The organism is Pseudomonas sp. M2 (genome assembly GCF_015751845.1).
Taxonomy (GTDB): Bacteria; Pseudomonadota; Gammaproteobacteria; order Pseudomonadales; family Pseudomonadaceae; genus Aquipseudomonas; species Aquipseudomonas putida_E.
In genome coordinates this window covers 927,895-947,023 of the sequence record NZ_JADOUD010000001.1, presented here as the reverse complement: position 1 = coordinate 947,023, position 19,129 = coordinate 927,895, and the positions used below count along the sequence as shown (strand labels likewise).

Genomic DNA, 19,129 nt, shown 5'->3' with positions numbered 1-19,129 from the left:
AATGGACTTTTGGCTCTACTTGCCTATCGTCAGCGCGCTGTCATTGGTTTTGACAGGTGGTTTGAGGCGATACGCTCTCGCTCGCAGCTTGATGGATGTGCCTAACGCACGCAGCTCCCATGCAGTGCCTACGCCGCGAGGAGGGGGGGTCGCCATCGTGGTGAGCTTCCTCATGGTCTTGCCATTGTTGTCATTGGGGGGCCATCTACCGTGGAATGTTACATGGGCACTCTTTGGCGCGGGTTTAGGTGTCGCTGTTCTAGGCTTTCTAGACGATCACGGCCACATTGCAGCCCGTTGGCGATTGCTAGGACATTTTGCTGCTGCCACTTGGGCGCTGTGGTGGCTTGGTGGTATGCCGGCACTTGAGGTGTTTGGGTACACCGTTGATCTAGGACCCGTAGGGCATTTTCTAGCAGCTGTCTATTTGGTTTGGTTATTGAATTTGTACAACTTCATGGACGGCATTGACGGCATAGCTAGTATTGAAGCAATTAGTGTGTGTATAGGCGGTGCACTGCTCTATATCGTTTGTGGTCAACACCAGGGGGTGTTTGCCCCGTTGATATTAGCCGCTGCGGTCTTCGGTTTTTTGTTTTGGAACTTCCCACCAGCCCGTATCTTCATGGGGGATGCAGGTAGCGGCTTTCTCGGTGTCATCCTAGGTATCCTCTCGCTGCAAGCCGCTTGGCTCTCGCCTCAGCTGTTGTGGGGGTGGATCATCCTTTTGGGTGTGTTCATTGTCGACGCTACATTTACGCTGATGCGCCGTCTGTTGCGGGGTGACAAGGTCTATGAAGCGCACCGAAGCCATGCATATCAGTTTGCGTCCCGGCAATACGGTCGTCACCTTCCAGTTACTTTGACTGTTGCTTCGATCAACTTGATCTGGCTACTGCCATTGGCTGCCTGTGTGGCAGCTGGGTGGCTCGACGGTGTAGCAGGGCTTGTCATCGCCTACGCTCCATTGGTATTGCTTGCGATCAAATATCGCGCAGGTGAGCTCGAAAAGCGCTAATGGGTCAGCTGCTGTGTATGTAGAATGGTGGTGGTTGCAGTGGTCGTGAATCGGCGGTGATGTTGCTTCACTCTGCCCACCGAATGAGCACGCTAGCTAGACAATGCCCGTGTCGTAGAAGCTGAGGATGTATTGAAATTATGGATAGATTGAGAGCACGTATGCTGGCACTGCCCCGTCGCTACAAGCGAGGGTTGCAAGTATGCGCTGATCTTCTGCTCGTCTGGCTGGCCCTTTGGCTAGCTTTTGTCGTGCGCCTTGGGATTGATGATATGATCAATCCGATCGAGACCCATTTGTGGCTTTTCTCTGCTGCGCCGCTTGCGAGTATACCGATTTTTATCCGTTTCGGTATGTATCGGGCAGTGATGCGCTATTTTGGAAATGATGCGCTCATCACCATCGTAAAGGCTGTTAGCCTTTCCGCTTTGCTGCTGGCTCTGGTTGTCTACTGGTATGGTAGCCACAAGGCCGTTGTGCCTCGTTCCATCATATTCAACTATTGGTGGTTGAGTCTGATCATGATCGGCGGGGTTCGTTTGATCATGAGGCAATATTTTCTCGGTGACTGGTTTGCCGCCGCTCAGCACGTGCCATTCAGCAATCGCGATAATGGGTTACCTAAGGTTGCTATATATGGGGCCGGCGCCGCCGGTAACCAATTGCTCGCAGCCCTCAGGCTTGGGCGTGACATGCGTCCGGTGGCGTTTATTGATGACGACGAGGGTGTTGCTGATAGGGTGATTGCAGGCCTGCAAGTGTTTCGCGCCAAGGATATCCAGAGAATGATCGATGTGACTGGAGCGGAGCAGGTGTTGCTTGCAATCCCTTCTAGTAGCCGCGCACGTCGTCGTGAAGTGCTTGGGTATCTGGAAAATTTCCCCTTGCACGTTCGGAGTATCCCTAGCTTCATGGATCTCGCAAGTGGTCGAGTCAAAGTAGATGACATCCAAGAGGTCGATATTGCAGACCTATTAGGCCGCGATGCGGTCCCTGCTCAGAATGACTTACTGGCGCACTGCATCACCGGGAAAGTGGTCATGGTGACTGGTGCTGGTGGATCTATAGGTTCAGAGCTATGTCGTCAAATACTCCTCCTTAAACCAACTACTCTGCTACTTTTTGAGCATAGTGAGTATAACCTTTACAGCATTTGTAGTGAGCTTGAGCAACGCATTACCAGGGAATCCTTACCGGTGCGTCTTATACCATTCCTTGGTTCGATACGTAATCAAAAGCATCTTTTCGATACCATGGTCATGTGGCATGTGGATACGGTTTATCATGCGGCTGCGTATAAGCATGTCCCAATGGTGGAACATAATATTGCAGAAGGTGTTTTAAATAATGTGATCGGTACTTTAAATACCGCTCAAGCTGCCCTGCAGGCGAATGTCTCTAACTTTGTGCTGATCTCCACCGATAAGGCTGTGCGGCCTACAAATGTGATGGGAAGCACGAAGCGCTTGGCTGAAATGACACTTCAAGCACTGAGTTGTGAGTTGGCACCTGTATTGTTCGGGGATTCTGCCAATGTTGCGCGAGTCAATAAGACGCGGTTCACTATGGTGCGGTTTGGTAACGTACTTGGCTCATCCGGTTCGGTTATTCCATTGTTTCATAAGCAGATTAAGGCTGGCGGACCGCTAACTGTAACTCACCCCAAAATCACACGTTACTTCATGACTATTCCTGAGGCTGCGCAGTTAGTAATTCAGGCAGGATCAATGGGGCAGGGTGGGGACGTCTTTGTGTTGGATATGGGGTCACCTGTACGCATAGCGGCCCTAGCTGAAAAAATGATTCATCTTTCCGGTTTGAGTGTCCGTTCAGAGCATAACCCCAATGGTGATATTGCTATCGAGTTTACTGGGCTCCGACCAGGGGAGAAACTATACGAAGAATTATTGATTGGCGATAATGTGGCACCCACCCGCCACCCAATGATTATGACGGCAACGGAAGACTATCTCAGTTGGGAAGAGTTAAAAGCCCGATTAGAACAATTGCTTTCGGCGGTTTCTAATGAAGATTTCAGCCGTGTGCGCCAACTGCTGAGAGAGTCCGTTAGTGGCTATTCACCTGATGGAGAAATCGTCGACTGGGTCTATCAGCAGCGTCGGTCTGAGATTTAATTGATCTGCAGCTACCAGTATTTCAAGGATTGCTGGTAGCCAATTTTTTTCTGCTCACATGTTATGGTCTTGGGCGCGATCAGCTATCATTTTTTGTATATGGGAAACTAAATACTTCGAACCTTGTGTGGTTAAATGGCCATAGTCCCAGGCAGTCAAAGTGTTCGCGGTTTCCCCTGTGCGTGTCATGCAGCCATTCGCATTGCAGAAAATATCAATAGGAGAAATGTAATTAACTTTGGCTTTCTTAAAATAATCTGACATCTCCTTGTCGGTTTTAAAAGCTGCTTGGACTAGCCCTTGTCTTAATCGTGTGGGTACGCTAATTATCGTTGAGTGTTCAACGCTTAGTAGTAGCTGCTTGGGTAACCCGTCCTTCCATTGAGGGACTGGACCGATTAGGTCAACTTGGGCTATGCCCATACTATGTAGTTGAATTATCGTTGTTTGTAATTTTCTCCATTCGTAATTATTCCAGATGCCTGCGAGTACGACACGCTCCGGCTTGTTTTTTTGGATTTCATTTAAGATATGATCATTAATGCTGCGGCAAAATGGACGGCTGGCGATTTCCATACCGACGATGGGAGGGCACCCCGACGCGGTCCGCTGGCGAATTTCATAGTCGTCAGAGTAGTTGGCTTTATAGCCAGGGTACAGGTGAGCCGCATGCGAGTCGCCCCATAAGAAAAGTATAGGCTTCTTGTTTCCGTTTTCGTTTGTAGTTTCACATTTTTCAAGCGTTGATGAGTTCTGAGTGGGTGTTAAAAAGCAGCTCCCCTCACGATAGCCAGCTTTATATTCATACTTGAATGTAGCTAATTCGCGATAAATTTTTGGGAAACGTTCGGGAAGCCCTTTCTGGTGGTAGGTGCCGTAGCCCAATGCGGTTGTGGCAGCAAGCACTGCCGCCAGAGAAATGGTCTTCCAGGCTTTTTTTTCGCCGAATCGTATTGGCTTTTCGATAAGTTTGTAAGTTAGCCCGGCTAGACAGAAGCTGGCTAAAACGATTGACATACGAGTTGCACTAGACAGGGAGGCTCCCTCAGCGATCCTGGAAAAGGACAATAGGGGCCAATGCCATAGGTATAGTGGGTAACTAATTAGCCCGATTGCTATCATTGGGCTCGATGACAAGAGTGTTCGATTTGCCCAGGCCCGAGTGCCAGCTACGATTAACAGACAAGTGCCTAAAACAGGAAATATAGCCCTCCACCCCGGGAATTTTTCACCATCCTTGATCAGTAATATTGAGACGGTTATCAGTAACAATCCTACTGTGCTAAATAAGTTTTGTATTCGCTGATTGCTGACTAGATGGTGTTGGAGGTTTGGAGCAGGATTCCTGATTAATTGTGCGAGTAACGCGCCTGCTAAGAGCTCCCAAGCCCTAGTGGCCGGTGAAAAAAAAGTCTGCACTGGATCGGTATTGATCAGTTGCAGGTTCAGGCTGAGTGAGATTAGCAAAAGTGCTGCTATTGAAATGCTTGATTTTAACTTGGTTTTCCAGTTTAGCCAAATAACTATGGGGAATAGCAAGTAAAACTGTTCTTCAATAGCAAGGGACCACAGATGCATCAGCGGTTTAAGTTCAGATGCGGTGTCGAAATAGCCGGATTCATTCCAGAGTATTGCGTTTTGCACAAATCCGGCGCCTCCAGCGATATGCTTAGCGAGTTGAGAAAACTCTGGTGGCGTTAAAGCAAGCCAACCCCAAACATAGCAGATAAGCAGAACGGCTATGAGCGCTGGAAGAATCCTTTTGGCTCTATGGGCATAAAATTCCCTTAAGCTGAACCGATTCTGTTCAATTGCTTTCGAAATTATAGAGGAAATCAGAAATCCAGATATCGTGAAGAATATATCTACCCCGACAAATCCACCCGGTAAATATTCCGGGAATGCATGAAATATGATGACTGACAAAATGGCGATGGCACGTAGCCCGTCGATGTCGGGACGATACTCGAGTACCTTTGTGTGCGTGTTCTCAGATCCAGCGATTTGTTCTTTGTGCACTATGTGTTCGCATACAAGAATTTATGTTTCTTAATGATACTGTTGCCAGCGCCAAGTCTCTATAGGATTTGAGATAATTTATCGGCATCAGGGTAAAAAGCGTACATGCTCATTGCGTGGCTTGTAGCAGGTGGGAGGCAGATTTTTGCAGTGGCTGCTGCGTGCTATGCCCTCTCGAGATTCTGGAGGGTGTCCACACCATTTCGGGTGTACCGGCTCGCATGCAACATTCTGCGACGTTTAATCTGGTAACCATTCGCACGCTGCAAGCACTTGGTAAGTAACGTGCGACCCGCTAGCGTTAGTGAGCAGCCAAGGAGCCTGCTGCACTCAATCTCAATTCACAGGAGTGAACTTCATGCGCAATACCGTTCTCACTTATCTGCTGCTGCCGCTGTTTGCCGGCCTGTCGTTTTCGATCAGCGCGGCGCCTGCTACGGCCAATGTACCGAAGGAACCGATACCGATGGTCACCCAGTTGCCTGGCTCCCCAGCCAAGCTGAATCTCAATACCGCCGATGCGCTGACCTTGCAGAAGGAGCTCAATGGTATAGGCAAGGCCAAGGCCGAGGCCATTGTGGCTTACCGGGAGGCCCACGGTGCGTTCACTTCAGTGGATGAATTGCTGGAGATCAAAGGGATTGGCAACGCGCTGATGGAGCGCAATCGGGACAAATTGGCGGTGGAGTAGGGGAGTGGGCCGGGGCGGCGTGGTGCCTGCCCCGGCGTCATAGCCTGCAACCTACCTGTCCTGCGCATCCTTGGCATCCGCCTCGGCATTGCGCTCATGTACCTTCTTCAGTTGCTCATCGGTCAAGGGCAGTTTCTTCGCCGTATCGCGCAACATCATCAACCCGCCCACGATCGAGCCAAGGGCTAAGATGAGTATCAGCCAGGCATACCAGGGCATTGTCGTTCTCCTATGAGCTGTGAGGCTTCGCTTGTACCTGTTTTGAGCGACCGCGTTGCCCGTTGGTTCAATTATAGGAGGGGTGCCCCGCCGGGCCAATTCTAATGGCCTCTGGCCCCCAAGGCGTGGCGACTTCGTTTACAATGCGCGCCGTTTACGAATTACCAAGAGACCCCGACCATGTCCGCCTGCCAGACGCCCCTGATCGTCGCCCTGGATTTCCCCTCCCGTGACGCCGCCCTGAAGCTGGCTGACCAGCTCGACCCCGCACTGTGCCGGGTGAAGGTTGGCAAGGAGCTGTTCACCAGCAGCGCTTCGGGAATTGTCGAAACCCTGTGCGCGAAAGGCTTCGAGGTGTTCCTCGACCTTAAATTCCATGACATCCCCAACACCACCGCCATGGCCGTGAAGGCTGCGGCCGAAATGGGCGTTTGGATGGTCAACGTGCACTGCTCCGGTGGCCTGCGCATGATGTCGGCCTGCCGCGAAGTGCTGGCCAAGCGCAGCGGCCCTCAGCCATTGCTGATTGGCGTGACCGTGCTGACCAGCATGGAGCGTGAAGACCTGGCCGGTATCGGCCTGGATGTAGACCCTCAAGAGCAGGTGCTGCGCCTGGCTGCCTTGGCCGAGAAGGCTGGCATGGACGGTTTGGTGTGCTCGGCCTTGGAAGCTCCGGCGTTGAAAGCTGCACACCCATCATTGCAACTGGTGACGCCAGGCATTCGCCCAGCCGGCAGTGCCCAGGATGACCAGCGTCGCATTCTGACCCCACGCCAGGCACTGGATGCAGGCTCGGACTACCTCGTGATCGGGCGGCCCATCAGTCAGGCGTCAGACCCGGCAGCAGCACTGGCGGCGGTGGTTGCAGAGATTCGCGGTTAAAGTGAGCTGCTCTGTAGCTCTAGCCCCAAGGACTGCGACTTCTAGCGGTTGAAGTCTTGCAGAAAAGAAGGGAAGAATCCTTTACATGAGTAAGCTAGATGTCGATTGATTTTCCGATAGACAAACCAGCAAAGCGTTTTGGAAGTCTGATCTCTAACTACCTACTTCCAGTGGGATGGTTCATCGTCCTTACTGGTATGTTCTGGGCTTGGGATCGTACTGTCTATCACAAGCTTTTCTATATCTTCCTCGCGGTGCCCACGCTTGTGATGCTTGTCAAGAACCGAGAGATTCTGAGGCCTCTGGTTTTCAACCCACTTTTTTTAGCCTTCTTGGCCTTCAGCGCTTATACGCTTTTAAGCATCGCTTGGTCAGACACCGATAACTCCACCAGCAGCTTGCTCAAGCGGCCTCTGTACATCGCAATGTTGTTGCTGTCGGCTGGTATGATCAGCCTGCGTTCGCCAGGTCAGCTTGAGCAATGGACGCGCTACGCTGCCATTGTCGTCGCAATTGCAGCGGGGATGTCGTTATTTTTCTTTCTCTACAACAACCCAGCTTTCGCTGGTAGGCGATTGGTGGGTTATGGAGCGCTTTACAACCCATTGCTCACAGCGCATGTCTTTGGAGCGTTTGCGGCATTCTGGTTGGCGTCTTGGTTCCAGGCCCGCAGCGTACTCAGCCTGATACCGCTGATTTGCCTGGCTGTTCTAGGGGTAGCGATCCTTGCAACCGGTTCTCGGACGCCATTGATTGGTCTGGCGGGTGCGTTAGGCTGGTTGCTTATCGTTGGTGATCGTCGACGTGCTGGGCTTGCAGTTGGAGTGTTGGCTCTTGCATTGATCTATGTAGCGCTAATCTATCCCGAAGCGATTACGCAGCGTGGCATGTCGTGGCGACCAGCGATCTGGATGGATGCGCTGCGCCAGATCAGTGAGCATCCTTGGCTGGGTCACGGGTTCGATTCGCCGATGACAGTGATAATTCCAGGCCGGGCTGGGACTCTCGCCGACCCACATAACATCGAATTGGGCGTTCTTTACGCCGGTGGCATCGTGGGCCTCTTCCTCTGGATGGTGCTCTACGGTTTGGCATTTTATTTCAGTTGGGTCTATCGCAAGTACCCCGCTGTCACCGTTGCGGCAACCTGGCTGATCTTCGGCTTCGTTTCGGGCCTGACCGAAGGCAGTGCCTTCATGTCGCGCCCGAAGGAGCATTGGTTCCTGATCTGGATCCCGATGGCTTTGGTCTACGGGCAATCACTGATCCACTGGAAGCGCAGCCGGTCTGCTTAAGAGCAGACCATCCGCCATATACCGCGCAAGGTCTTGCGGTTCCAGTACTTGAGCGGGATTTGCGAAAGTATTTCCCGGCTCAATGCCTTGTCGCGGTTGGCGTACTTCAGCACCATGGAGTTACGGAACCTCATGCACACCTGCTCATATTGCGGGTGGTCGCTGAACACCGCAAAGGTGCGCAGCACGTTGTCCACCATGAAGCGGCCGTTCTTGAAAGTGTTGGTCGGGTGGTCACGGTACTGCGCCAGTACCTCGCCCAGTACGTCGATGAAATAACCGGCACGTGCGATCGACAGTTCGATATAAACGTCTTCCAGGCGGATATCGGCATTGAACCCCCCCACTTTTTCCAGCGCCTCACGGCGCAGCATCAGTGTGGCTGCCATTGGGCCTGGCTTGCGGTCGAGGAACAGGTCGTCGAAGTCCAGGCGGCGGAAGGGCAGGTTGCGGTTGCGTTGCTCGCGGGCGCCCATCACGTTGCCGTCCTGGTCGATGGTTTCGATGTTGGCCGAGCAGATGCCCACTTCAGGCTTGCCGTTCATGTACTCCACTTGGGTGGCAATACGGTGGGGCATCATGATGTCGTCAGAGCCGAAAGGCACGATCAGGTCGCCCCTGGAGCGTGCTATCGCGTCGTTGAGGGTGCGTGCCAGGCCCTGGTTGGCCTGGAAGCGCAGATCGAAGCCATGCTGTTCCTGAAGCCGCTTGAGCACTGCTGGGCTTTCGTCCTTGGAGCCGTCGTCCACCACCAGAAGCTCGATGTTCTTGTAGGTCTGGTTGATGACGCTGTTGATGCTTGCTTCGATGTAGCGCGCGTGGTTGTAGGACGCGATGATCACTGTCACCAACGGTGTGTCAGCAACGCCGTGATTCTCAGAACACATGTGAAACCCCTAGCTTTGATCCGTTCTTTTGACGCCTCTATGCAGGCTACCTGCTGGTTTTTCTAAAGTGATGGCAATTCAGCATCTTATGCAGGTATTGGCCATTCTAATGGAAGGGGCACTTGAGGGATACGATAGCGTGTTGCAGGCTTATACGTAGGGAGGATCCTGCGATTTGTTCAGATATTTCCTACGACTCAGGACTGGTGATGCCTCGCCTGAGGAAATACCCTACATGTTCTGTCGACACGCGTCTGATTGTTCCTGGAAACACTGCCCTTTAGGCTTCTTGGGTCGCTGATATTCAGCGATGCGGGTGTGGAAACCCGGTTATCACCTAGAACGCTGTCGTAATGGCAGCTGTGCGCGGGAGGCCTCTTGGCCTGCCGGGTCCTGGGTGTCCGGTTTTCCACCCCGCGTACAGTTGCCGCCTCAACGCATGGAAAACGTTGGTGGCAATTCCTACGTACCCACCCAGGAGTTGCTTATGAAAAAGATCGTCCCGGATCCACCCCATAATTTCGACCTTCCCTCCGACAAGACCCTCTCCAGCGCCATCAGCGAGCGCATCGTGCCGATCGATCACGTAGTGATGAACGTCACCCATTACCTGATGCTGGCCTACAACCACTGCCACATGGCCCTCTACGCGATCGAGGATGAGGCCACCCGGGAGTTGATGGTAAACGGGCTGCGGGCCATGCAGATTGCCTGGGGTCAGTCGGATGCGCTGTCGCTGGCCTTGGAGCGTACGAACAGCCTGCACTGAGGGGGAATCGGCAATGACTGCAGACGTTACCCATGTCACAGCAGGCGTGACCACGTTTTTTCAGGGTGAGCACCAGAGCCATCCCTTGTTCCGCATCGAGCCGGGTATACCTTGCCAGGACGCCCGCGAGCAGGCTTCGGAGTTGATGGGGTATGTGCGCGAGCTGACCATCGTTGGGCTGATGGATGAGAAGCCGATGATGATTTGGGCAGCGCATTACCTGAGCGCGATGGCCAAGGCGCTGATGGATGATGCGGAGTTGGGGATGAAAGGCTGAGGCTGCCTGTCACAGAATCTTCGGGTACTCGATTTCCTTCACGCGGCAACACCCAAGGCAAGCCGCAAAAAGCCAACAAAAAGGGCCGGTACGCGCGCGCGTACCGGCCCTTTCAAATCACTCAGCGACTCAACCAATAACCAGCGGTGGGAACGATTTCACCAGGTCATCCAGCGCCTTGATCTGCGCCAGGAACGGCTCCAGCTTGTCCAGCGGCAGGGCGCTTGGGCCGTCGCACTTGGCCTGGTCCGGGTTCGGGTGGGCTTCCAGGAACAGGCCAGCCAGGCCAACGCCCATGCCGGCACGGGCCAGGTCAACCACCTGCTCACGGCGGCCACCAGAAGCAGCACCCGAAGGGTCACGGTTCTGCAGGGCGTGGGTTACGTCGAAAATGATCGGCAGGTCATCGCAGGTGCGCTTCATCACACCAAAGCCCAGCATGTCCACAACCAGGTTGTCGTAGCCCATGCAGGTACCGCGGTCGCACAGGATCAACTGGTCGTTACCCGCTTCCTTGAACTTCTGCACGATGTTCTGCATCTGCGAAGGGCTCAGGAACTGAGGCTTCTTGATGTTCACCGGTTTGCCAGTCTTGGCCAGCGCCACCACCAGGTCGGTCTGGCGGGCCAGGAAGGCAGGCAGCTGCAGCACGTCGACCACTTCGGCCACTGGCGCGCACTGGTAGATCTCGTGCACGTCGGTGATGATCGGTACGCCGAACTCGGCCTTGACCTTCTCGAAGATGCGCAGGCCTTCTTCCATGCCCGGGCCACGGTAGGAGTGGATCGAGGAACGGTTGGCTTTGTCGAAGCTGGCCTTGAACACGTAAGGAATGCCCAGCTTCTCGGTAACCCGCACGTATTCGGCGCAGGCTGTAAGGGCCAGGTCCTCGGACTCAAGGACGTTGATGCCGCCGAACAGCACGAACGGGGCGGCATTGGAACATTCGATGTTCTGGGTGATCTTGATCATTTTCTACTCTATGAAGTCTGGGGTAGCCATGGCGCTCTACCAACGACTTTCGAGTACACCGCTGGTGAAGATTTCGCGGCGCTCCAGGCGCCCGATTTCCTCATGCTTGGCAAGCGCGTACACCCGGTTGAAGGCTGCGCGTTGCACATCAGGGAAGTACTCGGCCAGTGCGTATTCTACCGCAGCATCATAGTCCGCTTCGGTTATATAGCGGTAAATTTCTCGGTAGTAGAAAAAGCCGAACTGAAAGCCCAAGGTTTCGCTCATGTAGGCCGTGGGCCCGGAGAAGCTGTTCTCCAGGTCGATGGCCTGCGCTTGTCCTTCTTCCGGGAGCATGACGTTGGCCGCCCACAGGTCCATGTGCGTGACGCCTTGGCAGTGCAGGGCATGCAGCAGTTCGAACGCTGCCGCGATCACCCCGTGCACGGCCTCTGGCTTTTTGCGCACTTTTGCCAGCCCGTCCTCGTGCCCGCTCAGTAATTCTGTGATGAGGAAAAAGTCCTGCATCAGGCCGAACCGGGAGCGGCTGTAGCCATAGCCGACCAGCCTGGGCACCCGCGCACCCCGCCGGGCTGCTTCGCGGGTGTTGATCAGTTCTTCGAGGGACCAGTCGTACATGCCGTTGCGCTTGGGCCGGCCACGCTGCATGCGCAGCTTCTTTTTCAACGAATCGAGCTTTTCGCGTTTGGTGAACAGCAGGCTTCGGGAGCATTCAAGAGGGGCGCTGACCCGTTTGGCACTGGCGCTCTGCTCGATCAGTCGTTCGAAGGCTTGCCGGGTATGCTGGGCAATAGGGGCTTGAAGGTGCAAGGTGGTGTCGCGATGGCGCAGAGTGTGGGGGTATTCGTTTTGCCAGATCTGTGAATCGCCAACCACACCTTCATTCCTTGTAGTATCAAATAGCCATAAATAATGGATCCAATACTACAGTTTTTTCACATTTTTCGTACAGGTTCTTAACGATACTTAACATTGAAATGTGCTAAGGGGCCGCGTGAGCGGCCCCAGTATTTCAAACCTTCAACACCAACTTGCCGAAGTTCTCCCCGCTGAACAGCTTGAGCAGGGTTTCTGGGAACGTCTCCAGCCCCTCCACCACATCCTCCTTGCTCTTGACCTTGCCACTGGCCAGCCAGCCGGCGATTTCCTGCGCGGCCTTGCCATACTCCTTGGCGTGGTCCATCACCACGAACCCTTCCATGCGCGCACGGTTCACCAGCAGCGCCAGGTAGTTGGCCGGGCCTTTGACTGCTTCCTTGTTGTTGTACTGGCTGATCGCGCCGCAGATGACGATGCGGGCCTTGAAGTTGATGCGGGTGAGCACGGCGTCGAGGATCTCGCCACCGACGTTGTCGAAGTACACGTCAACGCCCTTGGGGCATTCGCGCTTCAGGCCGGCCAGCACGTCTTCGGCTTTGTAGTCGATGACGCCATCGAACCCCAGTTCATCCTTGAGGTACTGGCATTTCTGCGCGCCGCCGGCAATGCCGACGACGCGGCAGCCTTTGATCTTGGCAATCTGGCCGACGATGCTGCCCACGGCGCCGGCAGCACCGGAGATGACCACGGTGTCACCTTCTTTTGGCTGGCCGACATCGAGCAGGGCGAAGTAGGCGGTCATGCCGGTCATGCCCAGGGCTGAGAGGTAGCGGGGCAGGGGGGCAAGGTTGGGGTCGATCTTGTGCAGGCCCTGGGGCTCGCCGGTGAAATAGTCCTGCACGCCGAGCGCGCCGCTGACATGGTCGCCGGGTTTGAAGTCGGGGTGGTTGGAGGCCACCACTTCGCCTACACCCAGGGCGCGCATTACCTGGCCGAGTGCCACGGGCGGGATGTACGACTTGCCTTCATTCATCCAGCCGCGCATGGCCGGGTCCAGCGACAGGTACAGGTTGCGTACCTGGATCTGGCCTTCGGCGGGGGCATCGGTGGGCACTGTCTCGAAGGTGAAGTCGTCGCGGCGTACGGCGCCGGTCGGGCGTTTGGCCAGCAGGAAGCGGCGGTTGGTCTGGGTCATGGCGGGGTCCTTGTGGGCAGGAGCAGAGGGGTCAATTTAACGTGGTGATGACAACAGGTCTGCAAAATCACTGGTAGGCATGATAGCCCAACCGCTGGCTTGATGATGCTGCACAGTGGGTTGGCAGGCTGACTAGACTCTGAGCGCAGAAGCCAAAGGCTGCTGCAAACCATTTGTGGGAGCCGTGCTTGCTGGCGATGGGCTGTGGAATGGCCCTTTGTTTCGGGCGTTGAGAAATGCCTGCAGGCCGGGGCGAGCGCTGCGCGCTCGATCGCCGGCAAGCGCGGCTCCCACATTAAAAAATTGCGCTTTGTTGCACCCATGATTGGAGCATTCGATGAGCATGACCTTTTCCGGCCAGGTAGCACTGGTCACTGGCGGTGCGGCGGGTATCGGCCGGGCGACGGCTCTGGCGTTTGCCCGTGAGGGGCTCAAGGTGGTGGTAGCCGACCTTGATCCGGTCGGTGGTGAGGGCACCGCAGCGTTGATCAACGAGGCCGGTGGCCAGGCGCTGTTCGTGGCCTGTGACGTGACCCGTGACGCTGATGTGCGCCGGCTGCATGAGCAGGTCATTCAGGCCTACGGTCGCCTGGACTATGCCTACAACAATGCCGGTATCGAAATCGAGCAGGGCCGCCTGGCTGAGGGCAGCGAGGCTGAGTTCGACGCCATCATGGGCGTCAACGTCAAAGGGGTGTGGCTGTGCATGAAGTACCAGCTGCCGCTGTTGCTGGCCCAGGGCGGCGGGGCAATCGTCAATACTGCCTCGGTGGCAGGCTTGGGCGCGGCGCCTAAGATGAGCATCTACAGCGCGTCCAAGCACGCGGTGATTGGCCTGACCAAATCGGCGGCCATCGAATATGCCAAGAAGCGCATCCGGGTGAATGCGGTGTGCCCGGCGGTGATCGATACCGACATGTTCCGCCGCGCCTACGAGGCCGACCCGCGCAAGGCCGAGTTCGCCGCCGCAATGCACCCGGTCGGGCGCATCGGCAAGGTCGAGGAAGTCGCCAGTGCGGTGCTGTACCTGTGCAGTGATGGGGCTGCGTTCACTACCGGGCATAGCCTGACGGTGGATGGTGGGGCTACGGCTATCTGACCTGCATTTGGCGCATCGATGTCGCTCATGGGCAGGGTTCCCGTGCTCTGGCCTTTCTTTCACATGCGGGGCGACCTTCAGCAAGCTGATTACGACACGCTCATAGCTATTTGACACTATTGCGCCCTCAAGCCCTTGTGAGTTCAACGCAATCGTTGCCACGCTTGGCCTTTGCAAACTCTGAGAGCAAGGGGGCGGCGTATGGAGGCGAGCAGGCAGGGTTTTCTGGCCAACCTGGGCATGGCCCGCAAGCTGGGCCTGGGCTTTGCCCTGGTATTGCTGCTGACCCTGGCGGTGGCAGCCATCGGCATTGCCGCGCTGTACAGCGTCGGCCAGCATTTCGGTGGCCTGCGCCAGCTGGGCCAGTTCAATACCGACCTGCTCAAACTGCGCCAGCACGAACAGGCCTTTGCCCTGCGCTCCGATATCAAGGAGGCCGAGGCCTTGCGCAGCGGCCTGCACAACCTCAGCGAACGCGCCCTTAGCCTGCCGGCACTGGCGGCGGCCGAAGCGGACCTGGCGGCGTATGGCCAGGCCTTCGAAGCCTTTGTCGAAGCGGTGCAGGCCAAGGAGCTGGCGCTGGACATGGCCAGTTGGTCGGTCTCCAGCGTGGCCAACAACCTGGATGTACTGCAGGCCGGCCTGGCCGATGACGGCACCTACACGCTCAAGCAGTCACAAGGCCAGCAAGGCGGGGAGTTTTTGGAGCAGGCTGCGCAGGTGAGCCAGGTATCCCGCTTGATGCTGCAGGCCATGGACGAGGCTCGCGTGCGCCTGGACCAGAGCCGCAAAGGCGAGGAGGGCGCAGCCGCAGGGCGCATCGCCCAGACAGTTGAGGCGGCAGGGCTGGTCGAGCAGCTCAAGGCGGCGGTCGGCGATGCGGGCTACCAGAGCGTGCTGGGCGAGGTGCAGGGGCATATCACCAGCTTCTCCGACAAACTCAACGAATACACCGACCTGCTCGGCAAAGAGCACGGTATCAAGGCGCAACTGCAGGCGCGTGCCGAGCAGGCCACGCAGCGGGTCGATCAGGCCTATGCGGCGGACGAGCAAGCGATGCAGGCTGAGCTGACGCGTAATGCCGTGGCCATCGCCCTGGCTACCGGCCTGGCGCTGCTGGTGGGGGTACTGGCGGGGTGGTTGATCACGCGGGCGGTGGTCGGCCCGCTCAAACGGGTGATTGGCCGTGCCCAGCGTATCGCTGCCGGGGAGTTGAGCCTGGACGCGGAAGCTGCGCGCAACGATGAAGTGGGCCAGTTGATGCAGGCCATGCAGCAGATGGCTGCCGGGCTGTCGGGCATCGTCAGCGGCCTGCAGCAGGGTATCGAGCAACTGGCTGGCAGTGCCCAGGCGCTGTCAGCGGTAACCGAGCAGACCAACCGCGAAGTGGGCAGCCAGAAGGAGGAGACCGAGCAAGTGGCGACCGCCATGCAGCAGATGACCGCCACCGTGCACGATGTGGCGCGCAATGCCGAAGAGGCGGCACTGGCGGCCCAGGCCGCTGACGAGAAGGTCGATTCGGGCCAGGTGGTGGTGCGCCAGAGCATGCAGCGTATCGAGCAACTGGCGGCGGCGGCGGATGCGGCCAGCGCCGGTATCGACAGCCTGAGCGCCGAGATCCACACCATTGGCGATGTGCTGGAAGTGATCAAGAGCGTTGCCGAGCAGACCAACCTGTTGGCGCTCAATGCCGCCATCGAAGCGGCGCGGGCGGGCGAGCAGGGGCGTGGTTTTGCCGTGGTGGCCGATGAGGTGCGGGCGCTGGCCCGGCGTACCCGCCAGTCGACCGAGGAGATCGAGCGGTTGGTTGCCAGCCTGCGCGGCAATGCCCAGCAGTCGGTGGCGCAGATCCGTGGCAGTACCGACCTGGTGCGCCTGGCGGTGGCCGATGCGCTGCAAACCGAAAGTGCCCTGGGCAGTATTGCGGCAGCGGTGTCGTTGATTCAGCAGATGAACCAGCAGATTGCCGCGGCGGCAGAGCAGCAGAGTTCGGTGGCTGAAGAGATCAGCCGCAGTGTCACGCAGATTCGGGGCAGTGCCGACCAGGCGGCGCTGGCAATGCAGGGTAATGCGCAGTCAAGTATCGAGCTGGCGCAGTTGGGCAGTGACCTTAAGGGGATGGTGGGGCATTTTCGTTTGTGATCGTTTGTACCGGCCTCCACAGGAACCCCACTGATTTCAAGGCATGTGGTGTAACTGTAGGAGCCGGCTTGCCGGCGATGGGGCCGGTACGGCACCCCTTCGGTCAGGCCCTGCGCGGGTTGAGAATCAGCAGGGTCACCACCCCCGCTACAATCCCCCAGAATGCAGACCCGATCGAAAACAGGGTCAAGCCCGACGCCGTCACCATGAAGGTAATCAGCGCTGCCTCCCGCTCGCGCGCCTCGCTCATGGCCACCGTCAGGCCATTCATGATCGAGCCGAACAGCGCCAATGCCGCAATAGACAACACCAGCTCCTTGGGCAACGCAGCGAACAACGCCGCCAGCGTGGCGCCGAACACCCCGGCAATGCCGTAGAAAATCCCGCACCACACTGCCGCTGTATAGCGCTTGCTTGGGTCTTCATGGGCATGCGGCCCGGTGCAGATCGCTGCGCTGATGGCCGCCAGGTTGACGCCGTGCGAGCCGAACGGGGCCAGCAGCAGTGAGGCAAAGCCGGTGGTTGAGATCAATGGCGAAGCCGGTACCTGATAACCGTCGGCGCGCAACACGGCAACGCCCGGCATGTTTTGCGAGGTCATGGCCACCACGAACAGTGGAATGCCGATGCTGATGGTCGCGGCCAGCGAGAAGCTGGGCGTGGTCCACACCGGTGTGGCCACTTCCAGCCTGAAGCTGCTGAAGTCCAGCAAACCCAGTGCGCCGGACAGCGCTGTGCCCACCAGTAACGCTGCCAGCACGCAGTAGCGCGGCGACAGGCGTTTGACTAGCAGGTAGCTGAAGAACATGCCCAGCACCAGCAGCGTGCGGTGTTGCGCTGCGACGAAGATTTCGCTGCCGATCTTGAACAGGATGCCGGCCAGCAATGCCGAGGCCAGTGATGCCGGGATGCGTTTGACCAGGCGTTCGAAGCTGCCGGTCAGGCCGCAGATGAGTACCAGCACGGCACAGGTGATGTAGGCACCGATCGCTTCGCCGTAGCTGACCCCGCCCAGGCTGGTGATCAACAGCGCAGCCCCGGGCGTCGACCAGGCCACGGTGATCGGCGTGCGGTAGCGCAGCGACAGGCCGATGCTGCAGACCGCCATGCCGATGGACAGGGCCCAGATCCACGACGAGATCTGCGCCGTGGAAAGGCCGGCGGCCTGGCCAGCCTGGAACATCAGCACCAGCGAGCTGGTGTAGCCGGTGAGCATGGCGATGAAACCGGCGACGACGGCCGACGTTGAGCTGTCTGCCAGGGGCCGCAGGCGTGCGGAGGTGGCATCGGTCATGGGGTAAGTCCTTGTCCATGTGTAAGCAGTTTTTTCAGACTAACGCGCGTCGGGTTGATCCTTGCCATACAGCGGGCATTGCTTTTAGCCGTACAGTCGCCAACTATTGGGCACGAATGCGCAACTGCATGGGAGGGAGGGGCGATGTACAAAGTCTATGGCGACTACCAGTCGGGCAACTGTTACAAGGTCAAGCTGATGCTCAGCCTGCTGGACCGCCCTTATGAATGGCATCCGGTGGATATCCTCAAGGGGGGGACCGAAACGCCGGAATTTCTGGCGATGAACCCCAATGGCAAGGTGCCGGTGCTAAAGCTTGAGGACGGCACCTGCCTGTGGGAGTCCAACGCCATTCTCAATTTCCTGGCCGATGGCAGCGAGTACCTGCCCAGCGAGCCGCGTTTGCGTACCCAGGTGCTGCAGTGGCAGTTCTTCGAGCAGTACAGCCATGAGCCGTACATCGCCGTGGCGCGGTTCATCCAGTTTTACCTGGGTTTGCCTGACGAGCGCGTGGACGAATACCGCAAGCTGCACAAGGGCGGCTACAAGGCATTGAGGGTGATGGAGCGGCAGTTGCAGATGACGCCGTACCTGGTGGGCGAGCAATATTCGATTGCCGATGTGGCGTTGTATGCCTACACCCATGTGGCGCATCAGGGTGGGTTCGACCTGGCCGAGTACCCGGGTGTGCGAGCCTGGCTGGCCCGGGTGGCCGCGCATCCTCGGCATGTGCCGATGGTGGGCTGAGCAGGCCTCACAGGTTCCGTAGGAGCGGCCTCGTGTCGCGAAAGGGCTGCGAAGCGGCCCCAGGATATCGGTGGCGCCGCTGATATCCTGGGGCCGCTTTGCGGCCCTTCGCGACACAAGGCCGCTCCTACAGGCGTGAACAGCGACCTTGAGCGCTTCCAGTGTCATCACCACCTGGCTTTGTTCAGCGCGGCCACTTGCACCTTGCTGCGGGTAGGAGCGGCCTCGTGTCGCGAAAGGGCTGCGCAGCAGACCCAGGATATCTGTGGCGCCGCTGATATCCTGGGGCCGCTTTGCGGCCCTTCGCGACACAAGGCCGCTCCTACAGGCGTGAACAGCGACCTTGAGGGCTTCCAGTGTCATCACCACCTGGCTTTGTTCGGCGCGGCCATTTGCACCTTGCAGCGGGTAGGAGCGGCCTTGTGTCGCGAAAGGGCTGCGCAGCAGCCCCAGGATATCGGTGGCGCCGCTGATATCCTGGGGCCGCTTTGCGGCCCTTCGCGACACAAGGCCGCTCCTACAGGCGTGAATAGCGACCTTGAGCGCTTCCAGTGTCATCACCACCTGGCTTTGTTCAGCGCGGCCACTTGCACCTTGCTGGGGGTAGGAGCGGCCTTGTGTCGCGAAAGGGCTGCGCAGCAGCCCCAGGATATCGGTTGCGCCGCTGAT

Annotated in this window: 17 protein-coding genes; 10 read left to right on the top strand and 7 right to left on the bottom strand. The window is 57.3% G+C overall.

What is annotated here, in order from left to right; all coding sequences use genetic code 11:
• The first annotated feature begins 1 nt into the window (after position 1).
• Together IWW33_RS04540 and IWW33_RS04535 are read left to right on the top strand one after the other, a co-directional pair.
• Positions 2-1,018 (top strand): glycosyltransferase family 4 protein, encoded by a 1,017-nt coding sequence (locus IWW33_RS04540; RefSeq protein WP_196914228.1) that lies wholly within the window; start codon positions 2-4, stop codon positions 1,016-1,018.
• A gap of 137 nt (positions 1,019-1,155) precedes the next feature.
• Positions 1,156-3,153, top strand: a complete 1,998-nt coding sequence (locus tag IWW33_RS04535) for a nucleoside-diphosphate sugar epimerase/dehydratase (protein WP_196914442.1) — start codon at positions 1,156-1,158, stop codon at positions 3,151-3,153.
• A gap of 54 nt (positions 3,154-3,207) precedes the next feature.
• Here IWW33_RS04535 and IWW33_RS26885 read toward each other — a convergent pair whose 3' ends face one another.
• Positions 3,208-5,172: an acyltransferase family protein gene (locus IWW33_RS26885; RefSeq protein ID WP_196914227.1), complete on the bottom strand. Its 1,965-nt coding sequence runs from the start codon at positions 5,170-5,172 to the stop codon at positions 3,208-3,210.
• A 358-nt stretch (positions 5,173-5,530) separates the two neighbouring features.
• Here IWW33_RS26885 and IWW33_RS04525 point away from each other — a divergent pair, with 358 nt between their 5' ends.
• Positions 5,531-5,863, top strand: a complete 333-nt coding sequence (locus IWW33_RS04525) for a ComEA family DNA-binding protein (RefSeq protein WP_196914226.1) — start codon at positions 5,531-5,533, stop codon at positions 5,861-5,863.
• A gap of 51 nt (positions 5,864-5,914) precedes the next feature.
• Here the strand turns inward: IWW33_RS04525 and IWW33_RS04520 are convergent, their stop codons facing one another.
• Positions 5,915-6,082, bottom strand: a complete 168-nt coding sequence (locus tag IWW33_RS04520) for a DUF2897 family protein (RefSeq protein ID WP_012313328.1) — start codon at positions 6,080-6,082, stop codon at positions 5,915-5,917.
• Positions 6,083-6,262: 180 nt separating this feature from the next.
• On the opposite strand from IWW33_RS04520, the gene pyrF reads away from it, so the two are divergent.
• Both pyrF and IWW33_RS04510 read left to right on the top strand, forming a co-directional pair.
• Positions 6,263-6,964, top strand: a complete 702-nt coding sequence (gene pyrF / locus IWW33_RS04515; RefSeq protein ID WP_196914225.1) for an orotidine-5'-phosphate decarboxylase — start codon at positions 6,263-6,265, stop codon at positions 6,962-6,964.
• A gap of 98 nt (positions 6,965-7,062) precedes the next feature.
• A complete protein-coding gene (locus IWW33_RS04510) occupies positions 7,063-8,259 on the top strand; it encodes an O-antigen ligase family protein (RefSeq protein WP_196914224.1) in 1,197 nt (398 codons plus the stop codon).
• Here the strand turns inward: IWW33_RS04510 and IWW33_RS04505 are convergent.
• Positions 8,256-9,146 carry a glycosyltransferase gene (locus IWW33_RS04505; protein WP_196914223.1) on the bottom strand — a complete coding sequence of 297 codons (891 nt, stop codon included), beginning with the start codon at positions 9,144-9,146 and terminating at the stop codon, positions 8,256-8,258. The two genes, IWW33_RS04510 and IWW33_RS04505, sit on opposite strands and share 4 nt — an antisense overlap.
• Positions 9,147-9,633: 487 nt before the next feature.
• On the opposite strand from IWW33_RS04505, the gene IWW33_RS04500 reads away from it, so the two are divergent.
• Both IWW33_RS04500 and IWW33_RS04495 read left to right on the top strand, forming a co-directional pair.
• Positions 9,634-9,915 carry a hypothetical protein gene (locus IWW33_RS04500; protein ID WP_196914222.1) on the top strand — a complete coding sequence of 94 codons (282 nt, stop codon included), beginning with the start codon at positions 9,634-9,636 and terminating at the stop codon, positions 9,913-9,915.
• 13 nt (positions 9,916-9,928) lie between these two features.
• Positions 9,929-10,192 (top strand): DUF3077 domain-containing protein, encoded by a 264-nt coding sequence (locus IWW33_RS04495; RefSeq protein WP_196914221.1) that lies wholly within the window; start codon positions 9,929-9,931, stop codon positions 10,190-10,192.
• A gap of 129 nt (positions 10,193-10,321) precedes the next feature.
• Here the strand turns inward: IWW33_RS04495 and kdsA are convergent, their stop codons facing one another.
• The 3 genes from kdsA to IWW33_RS04480 all read right to left on the bottom strand — a co-directional run bounded on the left by kdsA (position 10,322) and on the right by IWW33_RS04480 (position 13,178).
• Positions 10,322-11,164: a 3-deoxy-8-phosphooctulonate synthase gene (gene kdsA / locus IWW33_RS04490; protein ID WP_012313334.1), complete on the bottom strand. Its 843-nt coding sequence runs from the start codon at positions 11,162-11,164 to the stop codon at positions 10,322-10,324.
• Positions 11,165-11,200: 36 nt separating this feature from the next.
• Positions 11,201-12,040: a lipopolysaccharide kinase InaA family protein gene (locus IWW33_RS04485; RefSeq protein ID WP_196914220.1), complete on the bottom strand. Its 840-nt coding sequence runs from the start codon at positions 12,038-12,040 to the stop codon at positions 11,201-11,203.
• 136 nt (positions 12,041-12,176) lie between these two features.
• The gene (locus tag IWW33_RS04480) at positions 12,177-13,178 is read right to left on the bottom strand and encodes an NADP-dependent oxidoreductase (RefSeq protein ID WP_196914219.1); all 1,002 of its coding nucleotides are present in this window, start codon (positions 13,176-13,178) and stop codon (positions 12,177-12,179) included.
• Between the two features lie 337 nt (positions 13,179-13,515).
• On the opposite strand from IWW33_RS04480, the gene IWW33_RS04475 reads away from it, so the two are divergent.
• The gene (locus IWW33_RS04475) at positions 13,516-14,277 is read left to right on the top strand and encodes an SDR family oxidoreductase (RefSeq protein WP_196914218.1); all 762 of its coding nucleotides are present in this window, start codon (positions 13,516-13,518) and stop codon (positions 14,275-14,277) included.
• 201 nt (positions 14,278-14,478) lie between these two features.
• Positions 14,479-16,419, top strand: a complete 1,941-nt coding sequence (locus IWW33_RS04470; RefSeq protein WP_196914217.1) for a methyl-accepting chemotaxis protein — start codon at positions 14,479-14,481, stop codon at positions 16,417-16,419.
• Between the two features lie 103 nt (positions 16,420-16,522).
• On the opposite strand, the gene IWW33_RS04465 is transcribed toward IWW33_RS04470, so the two are convergent.
• Positions 16,523-17,713: a benzoate/H(+) symporter BenE family transporter gene (locus tag IWW33_RS04465; RefSeq protein WP_046786624.1), complete on the bottom strand. Its 1,191-nt coding sequence runs from the start codon at positions 17,711-17,713 to the stop codon at positions 16,523-16,525.
• 144 nt (positions 17,714-17,857) lie between these two features.
• Between IWW33_RS04465 and IWW33_RS04460 the strand changes: the two genes are divergently transcribed.
• Positions 17,858-18,460: a glutathione S-transferase family protein gene (locus IWW33_RS04460; RefSeq protein WP_046786623.1), complete on the top strand. Its 603-nt coding sequence runs from the start codon at positions 17,858-17,860 to the stop codon at positions 18,458-18,460.
• Positions 18,461-19,129 lie beyond the last annotated feature (669 nt).

Excerpts from the sequence above, each read along its gene's own strand:
- IWW33_RS04465 (WP_046786624.1), bottom strand. The coding sequence starts at position 17,713 with ATGACCGATGCCACCTCCGCACGCCTGCGGCCCCTGGCAGACAGCTCA.
- IWW33_RS04500 (WP_196914222.1), top strand. The coding sequence starts at position 9,634 with ATGAAAAAGATCGTCCCGGATCCACCCCATAATTTCGACCTTCCCTCC.
- pyrF (WP_196914225.1), top strand. The coding sequence starts at position 6,263 with ATGTCCGCCTGCCAGACGCCCCTGATCGTCGCCCTGGATTTCCCCTCC.
- IWW33_RS04540 (WP_196914228.1), top strand. The coding sequence starts at position 2 with ATGGACTTTTGGCTCTACTTGCCTATCGTCAGCGCGCTGTCATTGGTT.
- kdsA (WP_012313334.1), bottom strand. The coding sequence starts at position 11,164 with ATGATCAAGATCACCCAGAACATCGAATGTTCCAATGCCGCCCCGTTC.
- IWW33_RS04480 (WP_196914219.1), bottom strand. The coding sequence starts at position 13,178 with ATGACCCAGACCAACCGCCGCTTCCTGCTGGCCAAACGCCCGACCGGC.
- IWW33_RS04495 (WP_196914221.1), top strand. The coding sequence starts at position 9,929 with ATGACTGCAGACGTTACCCATGTCACAGCAGGCGTGACCACGTTTTTT.
- IWW33_RS04520 (WP_012313328.1), bottom strand. The coding sequence starts at position 6,082 with ATGCCCTGGTATGCCTGGCTGATACTCATCTTAGCCCTTGGCTCGATC.
- IWW33_RS04460 (WP_046786623.1), top strand. The coding sequence starts at position 17,858 with ATGTACAAAGTCTATGGCGACTACCAGTCGGGCAACTGTTACAAGGTC.
- IWW33_RS04505 (WP_196914223.1), bottom strand. The coding sequence starts at position 9,146 with ATGTGTTCTGAGAATCACGGCGTTGCTGACACACCGTTGGTGACAGTG.
- IWW33_RS04525 (WP_196914226.1), top strand. The coding sequence starts at position 5,531 with ATGCGCAATACCGTTCTCACTTATCTGCTGCTGCCGCTGTTTGCCGGC.
- IWW33_RS04470 (WP_196914217.1), top strand. The coding sequence starts at position 14,479 with ATGGAGGCGAGCAGGCAGGGTTTTCTGGCCAACCTGGGCATGGCCCGC.
- IWW33_RS04510 (WP_196914224.1), top strand. The coding sequence starts at position 7,063 with ATGTCGATTGATTTTCCGATAGACAAACCAGCAAAGCGTTTTGGAAGT.
- IWW33_RS04475 (WP_196914218.1), top strand. The coding sequence starts at position 13,516 with ATGAGCATGACCTTTTCCGGCCAGGTAGCACTGGTCACTGGCGGTGCG.